The following is a 15,787-nucleotide window of genomic DNA, read 5'->3' as shown; positions in this document are numbered from 1 at the left end:
TTCGTCTCGTCGATGGGAACGAGCAAGCAGCGCCACTTCGGGACCTTTGCCAGCGATGCCGCGAAGGCGTCTCGAGCCCAAAACGGTCATTTTCGGCCGGCGATTGAAAGTTACTCTCCTCGCCTGGATCGTACCCATCGAATGGGAGGCGCTGAACGGTTCGTTGTGCTAATCTCGACAGTCGGCGAGGGCACCATGGGCGAGAATCGCAAGCTAGCCGCAATCCTAGTCGCAGACGTGGTCGGATATAGTCGGCTCGCCAGCGAAGACGAAGATCGCACCTTGGCGAGGTTGCGGGCTCTGCGCAGCGACCTGATCGATCCGACCATTGCCGTGTACAACGGGCGCGTGATCAAGCGCACGGGGGACGGGGCGCTGGTCGAGTTCCGAAGCGTGGTGGATGCCGTGCGCTGCGCGATTGAGGTACAAAACGGAATGGTGGAGCGCAACGCCGGAGTACCGCAGGACCGTCGCATCGAGTTCCGGATCGGCATCCATCTGGGAGACGTTGTCGAGGAAAGCGACGGCGACCTGATGGGCGATGGTGTCAACATCGCTTCGCGTCTGGAGGGCGTTGCGGCGCCCGGGGCCATCTGCCTGTCCGAAGATGCTTATCGCCAGGTCAAAGCGAGGCTCGACCTCTCGGTCACCGATCTCGGCAGCACGCAGCTCAAGAACATAGCCGAGCCGATCCGAGTTTACTCGCTGGCGGTCGGTGCCGCCGGCGCGAAGGCGATCGCGATGTCGGAACCCTCGACGAGCCGGCCGGCAGGATCAACGCCGGTAAAGCACTCGATCGCCGTGCTGCCGTTCGCCAATATGAGCGGCGACACCGATCAGGACTACTTCGCCGACGGCATGAGCGAAGACATCATAACCGACCTGTCGAAGGTCGCCGGCCTCTCGGTCATCGCCCGCAACTCCAGCTTCACCTACAAAGGCAAGAACATCGATGTCCGGACGGTCGGGCGCGAACTCGGCGTGACTGCGGTGCTCGAGGGCTCGATCCGCCGCGCCGGCAACCGAGTCAGGATCAATGCCCAGCTGATCGATGCACGGACCGGGACGCATGTCTGGGCGGACCGCTACGACCGCGACATGACCGATATCTTTGCGCTGCAGGACGAGGTGACGCACCGCATCGTCGAAGCCCTCAGGATTGCGCTGACCCCGGCCGAGTCGGCGCGCATCGCCCATATGCCAACGAGAAACATCCAGGCGCATGATCTTTTCCTGCGCGGGCGCGAGGTCTTGCTCGGTCCTGAAAAGACAAAGGAGACGTTCGAGCGCGCGGTCGCCCTGTTCACCCAGGCAATTGAGCTCGACCCCGACTATGCCGAACCGTATGCTGGCCTGGCTCACGCTTACAACCACGACTTCCAGAACCACTGGAGCGGGCGCACCGACAGCAAGGAACTCTCTGCCCATTACAGTCGGCTGGCGCTCGAGAAGGACCCCAACCTGCCCTATGCGCATTACATGGCCGCGCTGGTGAAGTTTTGGGAGAAGGATCCGGCCGGACATCGCGAAGAGGTGGAGAAGGCGCTTGCTCTCAACCCCAACTTCGCACTGGCCTTCGGCATGCGCGGGGTGGGCAACATCTACAATGGCGAGCCGCTGGAGGCGATTCCGGATCTTGAGCACGCGCTGCGCCTCGATCCGCTGCAGGGGCATTTGACCTGGCACTTCATCGGCTCGGCTTACCTCCTGGCCGGGCAGTACCAAAAAGCGGTCGAGGCATTTCGCGAGCGTATCCGCCTGTCGCCCAAGACCGACCTGTCCCGGGGACTTCTGATTGCCGCGCTTGGCCACCTCGGCGAAGTCGATGAAGCACGGCGCGTGAGCGCCGAGCTAAAAGAGATAAACCCGAGCTATCGCTTTTCAGAGCACGTGGGGCGGCTGCCCTTCAGCAATCCGGCCGATGCCGAACGCATCCGGCAGGGCTACGCCAAGGCGGCGCTACCCGAATAGGCGAACGAAAGCCCTGTGCCTGTCGCACGAGAGGTTTCGAGGGGCCGCTAGGTCGGCGGTGAAGGCCGGCACCATTATTAAATGGGTTTCCCCCGCAAACATATCTGACGGCGCCGCCTAGTCAGGAGCATGCACTTTTTGGAGTCGCGAGCTGCTATTGGTCCGAGACGGGTCCTGGATGTGAATTCGCCCGTCGGGTGGGAGCATATTGCCTTCTCCGGCGACTTCCTTTGGGATCGAGCAGCCAAGGCAGCCGGCCGGAAAGCTCTCAATCTGTCCGCGAAACAGCGGGCAGCATGACGATGTTCAAGCTTCGCTCCCCCTTAGCGTTGTTTAGCGGGAAACCAACGCTATGCCCTCTATATAAAAGTCCCTATTCGCTACTGGCTATTCGCTATTCGCTATTCGCTCTCATCACCGCTTGGCGATCGGCACGTAGTCGCGCTCCGGCGCGCCGGTGTAGAGCTGGCGCGGGCGGCCGATCTTCTGGCGCGGATCCTCGATCATCTCTTTCCACTGCGCGATCCAGCCGACGGTGCGGGCGACCGCGAACAGCACGGTGAACATCGTGGTGGGGAAGCCCAGCGCCTTCAGAGTGATGCCGGAATAGAAGTCGACGTTCGGGTAGAGCTTCTTCTCGATGAAATAGGGATCGGTCAGCGCGATCTTCTCCAGTTCCATAGCGATGTCGAGCAGCGGATCGTCCTTGATGCCGAGTTCGCCCAGAACCTCGTGCGCCGTCTTCTGCATGATCTTGGCGCGCGGATCGTAGTTCTTGTAGACGCGGTGGCCGAAGCCCATCAGCCGGAACGGGTCGTTCTTGTCCTTGGCGCGGGCGATGAACTCCGGGATATTATCGACATGGCCGATCTCGCCAAGCATGTTGAGCGCCGCTTCATTGGCGCCGCCATGGGCCGGCCCCCACAGGCAAGCAATGCCGGCGGCGATGCACGCGAACGGGTTGGCGCCAGAAGAGCCGGCGAGACGAACGGTCGAGGTCGAGGCATTCTGCTCGTGATCGGCATGCAGGATGAAGATGCGCTCCATGGCGCGCGCCAGCACCGGGTTGATCTTGTATTCCTCGCATGGCACGGCAAAGCACATATGCAGGAAATTGGCGGCGAAATTCAGCTCGTTCTTCGGGTAAATGAAGGGCTGGCCGATGTGGTATTTGTAGGCCATCGCCGCGATCGTCGGCATCTTGGCGATTAGCCGCATCGACGCCACCATGCGCTGGTACGGATCGGAGATGTCGGTGGAATCGTGATAGAAGGCCGACAGCGCGCCGACCACGCCGCACATCACGGCCATCGGGTGCGCGTCGCGGCGGAAGCCGGTGAAGAAGCGCGACATCTGTTCGTGCACCATGGTGTGGCGCGTCACGCGGTAGTCGAAATCGTCCTTCTGCGCCTTGGTCGGCAATTCACCGTAGAGCAGGAGATAGCAGACCTCGAGGAAGTCGCCGTGTTCGGCCAACTGGTCGATCGGGTAGCCGCGATGAAGCAGGATGCCGGCGTCGCCGTCGATGAAGGTGATTTCGGATTCGCAGCTTGCGGTCGAGGTGAAGCCGGGATCGTAGGTGAAGGCCCCGGTGGTGGTGTAGAGCGAAGCGATGTCGATGACGTCAGGCCCGACAGAACCGCTTCGCACCTTGAATTCGTGGGTCTTGCCGGCGAATGCAAGCGTTGCCGTGGTCTCCTGGCCCTTGCCGCCCAAGTCCAGTTTTTTAGCAGCGTCGGTCATTGCAAACTCCTTCTTGTTTCCTCATGCCGGCAAAGGCAAAATTCTGCAGAGCGACACGTTGAGATCACCGCAATGCGCGTATTCGCCACCGCATTTCAGGAGGTGCGTGCCAGATTGGGCCAAGGCCTAATGTTGCACTGCGAAACCCGCCTTTCAATGCCAATCTTCTTGGGCCAGTTTGCTCCTAATCGATTTGGTCTTCTATGCGCGCCAGGCTTTCCTCGCGGCCGAGCACGGCAAGCACATCGAACACGCCCGGCGAGGTGCTTTTGCCGGTCAAAGCGGCGCGCAGAGGCTGGGCCACGGCGCCAAGCTTGTGGCCACCAGCCATGGCAACCTCGCGGATCGCGGCCTCTGCCGAGGCGGCCGTCCAATCGCTTGTAAGCCCATTCAAAGCTTCGTGAGCGCCGCGTAGGATCTTGCGGGCATCGTCATTGAGCAGAAGGGCCGCCTTGTCGTCGATCGGTAGTGGCCGCGTGGCAAACAGGAAGGCGGCACCATCGACGAGTTCGACCAGCGTCTTGGCGCGCTCCTTCAGCCCCGGCAACGCGGCCAGCAGCTGCGCCTTGTTGCTGTCGTTCAGACGCGCGGCCATCGCCGGGCCGGCTTCGAGATAGGGCAGGGTGGCGATGAAGATATCGAACAGCTCGGCGTCGCTCATGCGGCGCATATGCGCGCCGTTGATCGCCTCCAGCTTGGCGAAGTCGAATCGGGCCGCACTTTTGTTGACATCACCGATGTCGAACCAGGAGATCATGTCGTCGATCGACATGATCTCGTCGTCGCCGTGGCTCCAGCCCAAGCGCGCCAGGTAGTTCAGCAATGCCTCCGGCAGATAACCCATGGCACGATAGGCTTCGACGCCGAGCGCGCCATGCCGCTTCGACAGCTTGGCGCCATCGGCACCGTGGATCAACGGGATGTGCGACATCGAGGGCACGGCCCAGCCCATGGCGTTGTAGATCACGGTCTGGCGCGCGGCGTTGGTCAGATGATCGTCGCCGCGGATGATATGGGTGACGCCCATGTCATGATCATCGACGACGACGGCATGCATGTAGGTCGGATTGCCGTCCGAACGCAGGATGATGAAATCGTCGAGGTCCTTGTTGGGGAAGCGTACCTCGCCCTGGACACGGTCATGGACAATCGTCTCGCCCTCGGTCGGCGCCTTGATGCGGATGGCACCCTTGGCGCCTGCAGGCGCCTCTGAGGGGGCACGGTCGCGCCAGCGGCCATCATAGCGGGGCGGCAGGCCTTTGGCTCTGGCGGCCTCGCGCATCGCCTCCAGTTCGGCCGGCGTGGCATAGCAATAATAAGCCTTGCCCAGGCGCACGAGTTCCTCGGCCACCTCCCGGTGGCGCGGCGCGCGCTCGAACTGCGACACCGGCTCGCCGTCCCAGGTTAGGCCGAGCCAGGAAAGCCCGTCAAGAATGGCAGCTGTCGCCGCGTCGTTGGAGCGTTCGCGATCGGTATCTTCGATGCGCAGCAGCATCGTGCCGCCGGTGTGCCTTGCATACAGCCAATTGAACAGCGCCGTGCGCGCGCCGCCTATATGCAGGTAGCCGGTAGGCGAGGGAGCAAAACGGGTGACGACCTTGTCGGACATGTAACTCTCGGAAACCATCTGAAGCGGGTGCGGTGCGCGGACTTTCGCGCGCCCGGCGTTCATGTAGCATAGGGTGTCGAGGGCGCAAGGGGCAGACCCGATGGCTGGACGAGGCTGGGGCTCGGATCAGGACGAGGACGCTGTCATTGGCGTCAGCGAGCGGTCCCTGTTTGCAGCGCCACTGCCAGCTTCATTGCCGCCGCCATCGCCCCTTGTGCCGGCACCCGACAAGGCGCCTTTGCAAGCCGGTGTCTCCGCCCCTGTTCCAACTGCCGAAGCCAGCAGGATCGTGCGCTTGCGCCGGCAGATTGGCCTGATATCACCGCCGCGCCTGCGCAATAGCCTGGCCATGGCGGCAGGCCTGGAACTCGACCGAGGCGTGGCCTTCCTGCTGGTGCCGGTCTGCCTGGCAAGCGGGGCGATCGGCTATTTTTCGCTTGTGGCGGAGCCGGACTTCGCAAAGCCTGTCGCAGTTGTCATCTTGGCGGGGCTCTGTGCGCTGGTCTCGCGTTCCTGGCCGAAAACCCATCTGTCCTTCATGGCGGCGCTTTTGTGTACACTCGGCCTGCTCGCCGCGAAGGTCGAGACATGGCGAGCCGGAACGCAGATGCTGGGCTCGGAAATCTCGACGCAAGTGACCGGCCGGGTCGTCTCGCTCGAACGGATGGAGAGCGGTCGCATCCGGCTGACAATCGACGTGGCATCGACTGCAAGGCCGAAACTGCGCTATGCGCCGGAGCGGGTGCGGCTTTCGGCACGCAATATCCCGGCGGACATGACCGCCGGTTCCCTGATCACTGGGTATGCCAAGCTGTTGCCACCGACCGGGCCGGTGCGGCCGGACAGCTACGACTTCTCCTTCGACAGCTATTTCGCCGGCATCGGCGGCAGCGGTTTCTTTCTCGGCAATCCAAAACTTGTCGTCACCGATGACGATAACATGCCGTTGGCGGCCCGGCTTTCCTCGGGGATCGAAAAAGCCCGTGAGGCCATTGCCGATCACATCAGGGGCAGCGTCGGTGGCGCCGAAGGCGAGATCGCCGCGGCGCTGATCGTCGGCGTTCGCGCCGGCATTCCCGATGACGTGAACGAGGCGATGCGGCGTACCGGCATCTATCACATCATCTCCATTTCCGGACTGCACATGGCGCTGGTCGCTGGCACCATCATGGGTTTGCTGCGTGGCGCCTTCGCCCTGTTTCCGGATTTTTCCGCGCGTCGCCCGGTCAAGAAGTATGCTGCGGCTGCCGCACTGTTCTCGATCGCCGCCTATCTTATCATCTCAGGCGTCGTCGTTGCCGCCGAGCGCAGTTTCATCATGCTGGCGGTGATGCTGATTGCCGTTCTTTTTGATCGGACAGCACTGACGATGCGCAATCTGGCGATCTCGGCGATCGCGGTCATCATGGTGTCGCCGCATGAAGTGGTCGGCCCGAGTTTTCAAATGTCGTTTGCCGCGACGGCCGCGCTGGTCGGTGCCTATGCCGGCTGGGCGGATCATCGTGCGGGGAAGGCGAGGCCACCGCCGCCAAAGCGATCCTTGCCCGGCTTCCTGACGCGAAAACTCCTGCTGGCGGCAGCCGGCCTTGCCATGACCTCCATCATCGCCGGCAGCGCCACGGCGCTGTTTGCCATCTGGCATTTTCAGCGTGTGTCGCCGCTCAGCCTGTTCGCCAACCTGGCCATCATGCCTATCGTAACAGTCGTAATGTTCCTGGCTGTCGCCAGCGCGCTGCTGATGCCATTCGGCTTGGACTGGCCGGCCCTCTTTCTGATGGGCAAAGGCCTGACGGTGATGATCGCGATGTCCGGATGGATTTCCGAGCGTTCGCCAGTCGACGCAATCGGTTTGATTTCGCAGCAATCCGTCGTGCTGGTGACGATTGCCTTGGTCATCGCGACGATGGCGACCACATGGTTGCGGCTCGCAGCGCTTCCCTTCGCGCTTGCCGGCCTGTTGACCGTCTCGGATACGCGCGTACCTGACGTGCTGGTCTCGGAGGATGCGAGGCTGGTGGCGCTGCCGATTGGCGGCGGCGAACTCGCGGTCAGCCGGGCCAGGCCGAACGAATTCACCGTCGACAACTGGAAGCGTGCGCTGACGTCCGAAAGCATTATCGCGCCGGAGGTGTTCGACGAAGGCGACGGGCAATTCGACGTCGAGGATGCGGCTGAAATGCCGCCGGGAGCGCCATTCTATTGCACATCAGGCGTTTGTCTCGCCAGGCATCCGTCCGGTGCTATCATTGCCTATGTCGAGGACCGAAAGGACACCTGGAAAGCCTGCGGCTTCGCCGACCTGATCGTCATCAACGACGCGACGGCCTATGACGCTTGTCACAACCCGCTGGTTCTCGTCATCACCAAGCGGCAACTGGCTCGCAATGGCAGTGCTGCCGTCTTCTTCGATCGCCAGTCGGCGACTGCGCCGGCAACGGTCAGCTTTGCGGTGGGTAAGCCCTACCGGCCTTGGCACGTGCAACGCAAGTTTTCGCGCGAGGCGAGGGGCCTGCCGCCCTTCAAGAGACCGGACAAGCCCGTCGTTAAACCGCAGCTGCCTCAGTAACGGCGGATCAGGCCGACAAGCTTGCCTTGCACCTTGACCCGGTCTGGACCGAAAATCCGTGTCTCATAGGCCGGATTGGCGGCTTCGAGAGCAATCGAGGCACCCTTGCGGCGAAACCGCTTCAGCGTCGCTTCCTCTTCATCCACCAGCGCCACGATGATTTCGCCAGGGCTCGCCGTATCGGCGTTGCGGATGATGACGGTGTCGCCGTCGAAGATGCCGGCCTCGATCATCGAGTCGCCCTTGACCTCCAGCGCATAGTGCTCGCCTCCCATGATCATGTCCGGCGGCACCGAGATCGAATGGGTCTGGTGCTGGATGGCATCGATCGGCACACCGGCGGCGATGCGCCCCATCACAGGGATCGACACGGCGGAGACCACGTCGTCGTCATTGCCGGCTGAAGGCATCCGCGAAGACGCCGGCTTGATCTGCCGGCCAAGGCCGCCCTGGCCGACGCTGGCCTGACCAAGACTGCCTTGGATGACGCTTGGCGAGAATTTTTTTGCGGCGTTGAGGCCGGGCGCGATCGAATCCGGCAGCCGCAGCACTTCCAACGCGCGTGCCCGGTTGGGCAGCCGGCGAATGAAGCCGCGCTCTTCCAGTGCCGTGATCAAACGATGAATCCCGGATTTGGAGGCAAGGTCGAGCGCCTCCTTCATCTCGTCGAAGGATGGCGGAATGCCGCTTTCCTTCAGGCGTTCATGAATGAACATCAGCAGTTCGTGTTGCTTGCGTGTCAGCATGGCGGCCCCCAGGGTACCTAAAACCAGAATCAGAAAACAAACCCAGAACAAACACTATATGTTCCAGTTGTGTTCTGCAACCGTTTAAAGTTTAATGAATCTGTTAAGGCCGCTGAAATTATTTGGCGCGCGCCAGCGCGCTTGGGTGATCACGGCATGCCGTCACAAGGCGCTTTCCGGCATTGAAATTGTTATGGTTAATGGGCTGCCGCCCATCGTTGGCCCAAGCTTTGGCATGAGCTGCCCATGGATCCGCGACGGGGCATTTCCAGCCTTCCATGCGTTCGTCTGCCGTGAACGAAACGAAGCCAAAATGCCAACCTTGGTTAATTTGTTGATGCCAGTGTTGGCCAGCAGCGGCAACCGGATTTGTGCACTGGAAATTCGTCCCTCCATCATCCGACCAAGAGGCAACGATGCGACAACAGTTGGGACGACTGCGTCAGGTCACGGCCTCCTTGACGGCGAAACGCTGGTCCTTCCATGCATCCGTTCGCAGAATGTCTTCCAGCACCTCGACCGCCAGCCACACGTCCTTGTAGCCGACATAGAGCGGCGTAAATCCGAAACGGATGGTTGACGGCGCGCGGAAGTCACCGATCACTCCGCGCTCGATCAGCGCCCGCATGATTTGATAGCCATGATCGTGAACGAACGACACCTGGCTGCCGCGCCTGGTCGCGTCGCGGGTGCTCTCCAGCGTGAGGCCATAGGCGCCGCACTTCGCTTCGACGAGCTGGATGAACAGTTCGGTCAGCGCGACGCTTTTCTTTCGCAATGCCGCCACGTCGACGTCGTTCCAGATTGCGAGCGCACCTTTGAGCGCCCGCATCGACAGGACCGGCTGCGTGCCGCACAGAAAGCGGCGGATACCGGTGCCGGCAACATAGCCTCGTTCGAAGGCAAAGGGCCGTGCATGCCCCCACCAGCCGCTGAGCGGCTGGCTGATCGCGCCGTGGTGGCGTTGCGCGGCATAGATGAAGGCTGGCGCACCTGGACCGCCGTTGAGGTACTTGTAGGTGCAGCCGACAGCGAAATCGGCTTTTGCATGATCGAGCTCGACTGGCAGAGCGCCAGCGGTGTGGCATAGATCCCAGACGATCAGCACTCCGGCCGCATGAGCTATGCGCGTCAGCGCCGCCATGTCGCGCAGTTCACCCGATTTGTAATTGACGTGGTTGACCAGCACCACCGCGACGCTTTCGTCGATCAGCTCTTCGATGGTTGGCGCGTCGACGCCCGCGAGGCGCAGAAGGACCCCATCGCGGGTCGAGGCAACGCCTTCGGCGATGTAGAGGTCGGTGGGAAAACTGTCAGCCTCGGCGACGATGGCCGATCGGCCGGGCCGCATCTCCATCGCGGCATGTAGCACCTTGTAGATGTTGATCGACGTCGTGTCGCAGACAACAGTCTGTCCGGCTGCGGCCCCGATCAAGCGTCCGAGCTGGTCGCCAAGTTCGATCGGCATCTCGAACCATCCGGCTGTATTCCAGGCCCGAATGAGATCCTTGGCCCATTCCTCGGTGGCCGCCTGCTGCAGCTCGCCGAAAACGGCATGCGACGCTGCCCCAAGCGAATTGCCGTCGAGATAGATCACCCCCTCCGGCAGAATGAAACGATCGCGCATGGCGCGGAGCGGATCCGTGGCATCCATCGCTTCGATTGCAGCGAGATCAGGAATTCCACTCATGGTCAGTCAGTCCTCGGTTGTTCGCGAAGGTTTTCCGCTGCAAGCGCGCCCTCGATGTGCCTGTTCTCATTTCGATTGTGTCAAAGCCGGGTACGGACTGCCCACAGCTCCGGAAACAGCACGACCTCGAGCATCTTCTTGAGATACGAAGCACCCGACGTGCCGCCGGTGCCGCGTTTCAGGCCGATGATGCGCTCGACCGTGGTGACGTGGTTGAAGCGCCAGCGGCGGAAATAGTCCTCGAAGTCGACCAGCTTCTCGGCCAGTTCGTAGAACATCCAGTAGCGCTGCGGGTCGCGGTAGATGGTCTGCCAGGCGACCAGAACCTCTTCATTCTCGGTTCGCGTCTCACGCCAATCCGTGCGCCTGGCATCGGTGCCGATGTCGAATCCGTTGCGCGCCAGAAGCAGCAGCGCTTCGTCGTAGAGCGACGGCTCCGCCAGGATCGCCTCCAGCTTGCCGCTGAGGTCCGGCCGGTGCTTGTGAGGGCCCAGCATGGCGAGGTTGCGGTTGCCGGCCATGAACTCTATGGCGCGATACTGCCAGGACTGGAAACCCGAGGACTGGCCGAGTGCATCGCGGAACTCGGTATATTCGCTGGGCGTCATCGTGCGCAGCACATCCCAGGCGTTGTTGAGCTGTTCGAAAATGCGGGCGACGCGCGACAGCATCTTGAAGCTTGGCTCGAGGCGATCGGCGCGGATCGAGCGGATCGCAGCGCCAATCTCGTGCAGGGCGAGCTTCATCCACAGTTCGGAGGTCTGGTGCTGGATGATGAACAGCATCTCGTCATGCGCCGAAGACAGCGGCGTCTGGGCCTCCAGCACTTTCTCCAGGTGCAGATAGTCGCTGTAGGACATGCTCTCCTTGAACGACATCTGTGCGCCTTCGGACGCCGGATCGTAGGGTTCGCTCAATTGATCTTCTCCGTGCGCAGCCGAAAACGCTGGATCTTGCCGGTCTGGGTCTTGGGCAGCGCGGCGATAAATTTCACCGATCGCGGATATTTATAGGGCGCGATCGTTGCCTTGACGTGGTCCTGCAGGCGCTTGGTCGTCAATGCGTCCGGCGCTACGCCCTGCACCAGCACGACGTGCGCTTCGACGATCTGGCCGCGTTCGGCATCTTCCGTGCCGATCACCGCGCATTCGGCAACATCCGGGTGCGACAGGAGTGCCGCCTCGACCTCGGGTCCGGCAATGTTGTAGCCGGCGCTGACGATCATGTCGTCGGAGCGCGCGGCGAAATGGAAGAAGCCGTCTTCGTCCTGCGTGAAGGTGTCGCCGGTGAGGTTCCAGCCGTCGCGGACGTAGTCCTTCTGCCTGTTATCGGCCATGTAGCGGCAGCCGGTCGGTCCGCGCACCGCCAGCCTGCCGGTCGCGCCGCGCGGCAGCTCGCGCATCTCCTCGTCGACGATGCGCGCCTCGTAGCCGCCCACCGGCTTGCCGGTCGACGCCGGCTTCATGTCGTCAAAGCGGTTGGAGATGAAGATGTGCAGCATCTCGGTGGCGCCGATGCCGTCGAGGATAGGCTTGCCGGTCTTTTGCGTCCACTCTTCGAAAACCGGAGCGGGCAAGGTTTCGCCAGCCGAAACGGCGACACGCAGCGATGACAGATCGGCCCCTTCATCCATGGCCTTCAGCATGGCGCGGTAGGCGGTCGGCGCGGTGAAGGAGACGGTCGCCTTATAGGTCTCGATGATGTGTATCATGTTGGGCGGCGTCGCCTGTTCCAACAGTGTCGCTGCCGCACCGAAGCGGAGCGGGAAGATGGCGAGCCCGCCAAGGCCGAAGGTGAAGGCCAGCGGCGGCGAGCCGACAAAGATATCGTCCGGTGTCACCCGAAGGATTTCGCGTGCGTACGCATCGGCGATGATCAGGAGGTCGCGGTGGAAATGCATCGTCGCCTTCGGCACGCCAGTCGTGCCCGAGGTGAAGCCGAGCAGCGCGACATCGTCGCGGCCGGTGTCGACGGCGGTGAACGTCACCGGCTTATCGAGAGCGGCACGGTCGAGTTCAGCATCATGGTTGGCGGTGCCGTCGAAGCCGATGACCTGTTTGAGGAACGCGCTGTCCTTGGCGCAGGCTGTCATCTCGTCCATCAGCCTGGTGTCACACAACGCGATGGTGATTTCCGCCTTGTCGACGATCTTGGCAAGCTCACCGGCGCGCAGCATCGCCATGGTGTTGACGACCACGGCGCCGACCTTGGTGGCGGCCAGCCAGCAGGCGACCATGGCGGGGTTGTTGGCGGAGCGGACCAGCACCCGGTTGCCCGGCTTGACGCCGTAGTTCTCGACCAGCGCGTGGGCTAGCCTGTTCGTCCAGTCGGACAGTTCCTTGTAGGTGCGGCGGCGGCCATTGCCGATCAGCGCGGTGTGGTCACCGAGGCCCCTCTCGACCAGCCTGTCCGTCAGTTCGACGCCGGCATTGAGACGTTCGGGATAATCAAAGCCGTCGAGCAGGAAATCCGGCCACTGCTCCGGAGGCGGCAGGTGATCGCGCGTGAACGTGTCGATATGCGCTGAAGGCCCAAGCATGTCGCCGCTATCCCGTCTGCTGCCTGGCCAGTGCGCGATGTGCCTGACCTGTGTGGTGGATTTGAAGTTCCTGTCTTTCGCGGGAGGTTTTCGTACCGCCAATCGTGCCAGCTCGACTATGCCACCGGGAAAGCACGAGCATCTACGGGGTCAGGGCAGCACAGCAGACCTCCCATTTCGTCGGCTGATCGTCTTGTCAGGATCGCACCAGTCGAAATTTGTTTCAAGCCTAAAATGTTTTGGCCTTGAAGCATTGACGCATGGCGTGACGGTGGCCATTGCTAGCTCATAAGCGATGACGTTTTGGGGGAGGCGCAGATGTTCGAACGTCACATTGTCGATTGGGATGATGCCTATGCCAACGGCGCGAACATCGCCGGCAGTGACCGCTGGCCGGCTGCGTGGGCGGAGCCGGCGCAAGCATTTCGTGATGCGCTCTCAATGGAGGGCCGGGCACGGCTCGACATCGCCTATGGTGGCGGACCGCGCAATCGGCTCGATCTTTTCCTTCCCAATGCCGCGCCCAAGGGGTTGGTGGTGATCCTCCACGGCGGTTACTGGCTGGAGACCGACAAGAGCATGTGGTCGCACCTCGCCAATGGCGCGGTCAGCAGCGGCTTTGCCGTGGCGATGCCGTCCTACACGCTGTGCCCGGACATACGCATTGCCGGTATAGTCGGGGAAATCGGCGCGGCTATCGGCAAGGCAGCGGCAATGATCGACGGGCCGCTGATGCTGACGGGACATTCGGCCGGCGGCCATCTCGCCACCCGGATGGTGTCGACGACCGCGCCCCTGGCGACCGATGTGGCGCGGCGCATACGCCACGTCATTTCGATTTCCGGCCTCCACGACCTGCGCCCGCTTATGCGCACCGGGATGAACAAGGCACTGGCAATCGACGAAGAAGAGGCGCTGGCTGAAAGCCCGGCGCTGCTGCGACCCATGGATGGCGCCCGCATCACCTGTTGGGCCGGTGGCGGCGAGCGCGCCGAATTCCTGCGCCAGAATGCGCTGCTCGCCAATATCTGGACCGGCCTCGGCGCCACCACCAGCACCGTGGTCGAGCCCGACCGTCATCATTACAACATTGTCGACGGCCTCGCAGATCCGGCGCATCCGCTGACACAGGCCTTAATCTCGGAATAACCGAGCACAATTTTCTCAACTTTATTAAAGGCTTGCCAGAGCTTCTTCAGCGCAACATCAGCACGCTGCAAGCCTCGCCTGCGGCCGCAGCGGGGGCAAACGGCGCCCGCACGATCAACCCGTTGGCGTCGGCCAGCATTCTCAGCATCGAGGAATCCTGGATGCCGAACGGCGTCGCCACCAGCGCGCCATTGTCTTCCCTGACCACCGCCCGCACATAGTCCTGGCGCAGATCATTGGCCGGCATTGCTGCACCCAATCGCGCCGGACGAATGTCCTGGCGATAGTCGCGGCCACCGAGCCGCGCCAGCAGCGGTTTCAGGAACAGCTGCGAGCAGACCAGGCTTGCCACCGGGTTGCCAGGTAGGCCGATGCACCTGATGTCGCCGAGGCGGCCGAACATCAGCGGCTTGCCGGGGCGCATGGCGATCTTCCAGAAGCCGAGTGTCATGCCTTCGCCGGTCAGCACGTCATGGATCAGGTCGTGATCGCCGACCGAGGCGCCTCCAAGCGTGACGATGACATCTGCGCCGGCACTGACCGCCTTTTTCACCAAGGCTGCAATCGCGTCCTTGCGGTCGGCGGCAATGCCGAGATCGAGCGCGTGGGCGCCGACGGATTGCGCTGTCGCGGCAACGCCATAGGCATTGGATGAGATGATCTGGTCCGGCCCAAGTTCGCTGCCGGGCGGCAACAATTCGTCGCCGGTGGCGATGATGGCGACCAGCGGCCGTTTTACCACGCTGACCCGGGAATGGTTTGCCGAAGCCGCCAGCGACAGCGCCGCCGGATCCAGCACGCGGCCTTTTTCCAGCAGCACGTCGCCTTTTGAAAAGTCGAGGCCGATGCGGCGGATGTTTCGCCCTTGGGCGGTTGGTTCGATCACTTCGACGTCGCTGCCGCCGAGATCCCTGATATTTTCCTGGATGACAATGGTGTCGGCGCCTTCGGGCAGCGGCGCACCCGTGAAGATGCGCACGGCCTGAGCGTGGCTGACGGTGCCGTCAAAGCCGCGTCCGGCCGGCGCCATGCCGATCACCGAAAGTCGCGACGGCACCGACGCCACATCGATAGCGCGGACTGCATAGCCATCCATGGCGGAAGCGTTGAAGGGCGGCTGGGTACGCAGGGCAACAAGCGGTTCCGCCATCACGCGATCCGCCGCCTCGAACAGGGGAACGTTTTCGCCGGCCAAAGGTGCTGCACCCTCGAGCAGGCGCTCGAGCGCTTCGGCGATTGGAACCAGCGCCATCAGGCGCCTGCCTTGTACGCGCCCGACTTGCCGCCGGTCTTTTCGACCAGCCGAACGCCAGAGATGACCATGGCGCGGTCCACCGCCTTGGCCATGTCATATATGGTCAGACAAGCCACCGAAGCGGCGGTCAGCGCTTCCATCTCGACGCCCGTCTTGCCAGTGACGCGCGCCAGTGCCGTGACCTTCAGGCCGGGCAGGGCATGGTCCGGCTCGATGTCGACGGAAACCTTGGTCAGAAGCAGCGGATGGCAGAGAGGGATCAGTTCATGTGTCTTCTTCGCCGCCATGATGCCGGCGATACGCGCGGTGCCGAGCACGTCGCCCTTCTTGGCGTTGCCGGCGAGAATCGTCTTCAGGGTCTCGGGCTGCATCGCGACAAAGCCCTCGGCGATCGCCGTACGTGTCGTCTCCACCTTGTCGCCGACATCGACCATGTTGGCCTCGCCCTGCGCGCCGAGATGGGTGAGGCCTGATGTCATCGTCAGATCGCCATAGAGCGACGTGCGTCCGTTCGGACGC

The 15,787-nt window shown here is 62.5% G+C and carries 11 protein-coding genes; 3 read left to right on the top strand and 8 right to left on the bottom strand.

The features are described 5' to 3' along the window. The first annotated feature begins 195 nt into the window (after positions 1–195). Complete coding sequence (locus NKJ89_RS28595; protein WP_352607468.1) at positions 196–1,971, top strand: adenylate/guanylate cyclase domain-containing protein; 1,776 nt, start codon at positions 196–198, stop codon at positions 1,969–1,971. Positions 1,972–2,385: 414 nt separating this feature from the next. On the opposite strand, the gene gltA is transcribed toward NKJ89_RS28595, so the two are convergent. Both gltA and gltX read right to left on the bottom strand, forming a co-directional pair. Continuing rightward, positions 2,386–3,714, bottom strand: a complete 1,329-nt coding sequence (gene gltA, locus NKJ89_RS28590) for a citrate synthase (protein WP_352607466.1) — start codon at positions 3,712–3,714, stop codon at positions 2,386–2,388. Between the two features lie 184 nt (positions 3,715–3,898). After that, positions 3,899–5,323 carry a glutamate--tRNA ligase gene (gltX, locus tag NKJ89_RS28585; protein WP_352607464.1) on the bottom strand — a complete coding sequence of 475 codons (1,425 nt, stop codon included), beginning with the start codon at positions 5,321–5,323 and terminating at the stop codon, positions 3,899–3,901. A 100-nt stretch (positions 5,324–5,423) separates the two neighbouring features. On the opposite strand from gltX, the gene NKJ89_RS28580 reads away from it, so the two are divergent. After that, positions 5,424–7,889, top strand: a complete 2,466-nt coding sequence (locus NKJ89_RS28580; protein WP_352607462.1) for a ComEC/Rec2 family competence protein — start codon at positions 5,424–5,426, stop codon at positions 7,887–7,889. On the opposite strand, the gene lexA is transcribed toward NKJ89_RS28580, so the two are convergent. The 4 genes from lexA to NKJ89_RS28560 form a co-directional block, all read right to left on the bottom strand. Further along, complete coding sequence (gene lexA, locus NKJ89_RS28575; protein WP_352607460.1) at positions 7,883–8,635, bottom strand: transcriptional repressor LexA; 753 nt, start codon at positions 8,633–8,635, stop codon at positions 7,883–7,885. The two genes, NKJ89_RS28580 and lexA, sit on opposite strands and share 7 nt — an antisense overlap. A gap of 442 nt (positions 8,636–9,077) precedes the next feature. Next, on the bottom strand, positions 9,078–10,325 hold the full coding sequence (gene kynU / locus NKJ89_RS28570) for a kynureninase (protein ID WP_352607458.1): 1,248 nt from the start codon (positions 10,323–10,325) through the stop codon (positions 9,078–9,080). Positions 10,326–10,405: 80 nt separating this feature from the next. Then, the gene (gene kynA / locus NKJ89_RS28565; RefSeq protein ID WP_031260180.1) at positions 10,406–11,242 is read right to left on the bottom strand and encodes a tryptophan 2,3-dioxygenase; all 837 of its coding nucleotides are present in this window, start codon (positions 11,240–11,242) and stop codon (positions 10,406–10,408) included. Further along, the gene (locus NKJ89_RS28560; protein ID WP_352607456.1) at positions 11,239–12,864 is read right to left on the bottom strand and encodes an AMP-binding protein; all 1,626 of its coding nucleotides are present in this window, start codon (positions 12,862–12,864) and stop codon (positions 11,239–11,241) included. Before NKJ89_RS28560 ends, kynA begins: the two co-directional genes overlap by 4 nt. Before the next feature lie 318 nt (positions 12,865–13,182). On the opposite strand from NKJ89_RS28560, the gene NKJ89_RS28555 reads away from it, so the two are divergent. Then, the gene (locus tag NKJ89_RS28555) at positions 13,183–14,013 is read left to right on the top strand and encodes a hormone-sensitive lipase (RefSeq protein WP_352607454.1); all 831 of its coding nucleotides are present in this window, start codon (positions 13,183–13,185) and stop codon (positions 14,011–14,013) included. A 46-nt stretch (positions 14,014–14,059) separates the two neighbouring features. Here NKJ89_RS28555 and NKJ89_RS28550 read toward each other — a convergent pair whose 3' ends face one another. Together NKJ89_RS28550 and moaC are read right to left on the bottom strand one after the other, a co-directional pair. Continuing rightward, complete coding sequence (locus NKJ89_RS28550) at positions 14,060–15,265, bottom strand: molybdopterin molybdotransferase MoeA (RefSeq protein WP_352607452.1); 1,206 nt, start codon at positions 15,263–15,265, stop codon at positions 14,060–14,062. Beyond that, the gene (moaC, locus tag NKJ89_RS28545; RefSeq protein WP_023759227.1) at positions 15,265–15,747 is read right to left on the bottom strand and encodes a cyclic pyranopterin monophosphate synthase MoaC; all 483 of its coding nucleotides are present in this window, start codon (positions 15,745–15,747) and stop codon (positions 15,265–15,267) included. The genes NKJ89_RS28550 and moaC overlap by 1 nt, the downstream gene beginning before the upstream one ends. Positions 15,748–15,787: the final 40 nt, after the last annotated feature.

It is taken from the genome of Mesorhizobium sp. M0047 (genome assembly GCF_040323315.1).
GTDB lineage: Bacteria > Pseudomonadota > Alphaproteobacteria > Rhizobiales > Rhizobiaceae > Mesorhizobium.
The sequence above is the reverse complement of the archived record's forward strand: the minus strand, read 5'-3'. Positions and strand labels throughout refer to the sequence as shown.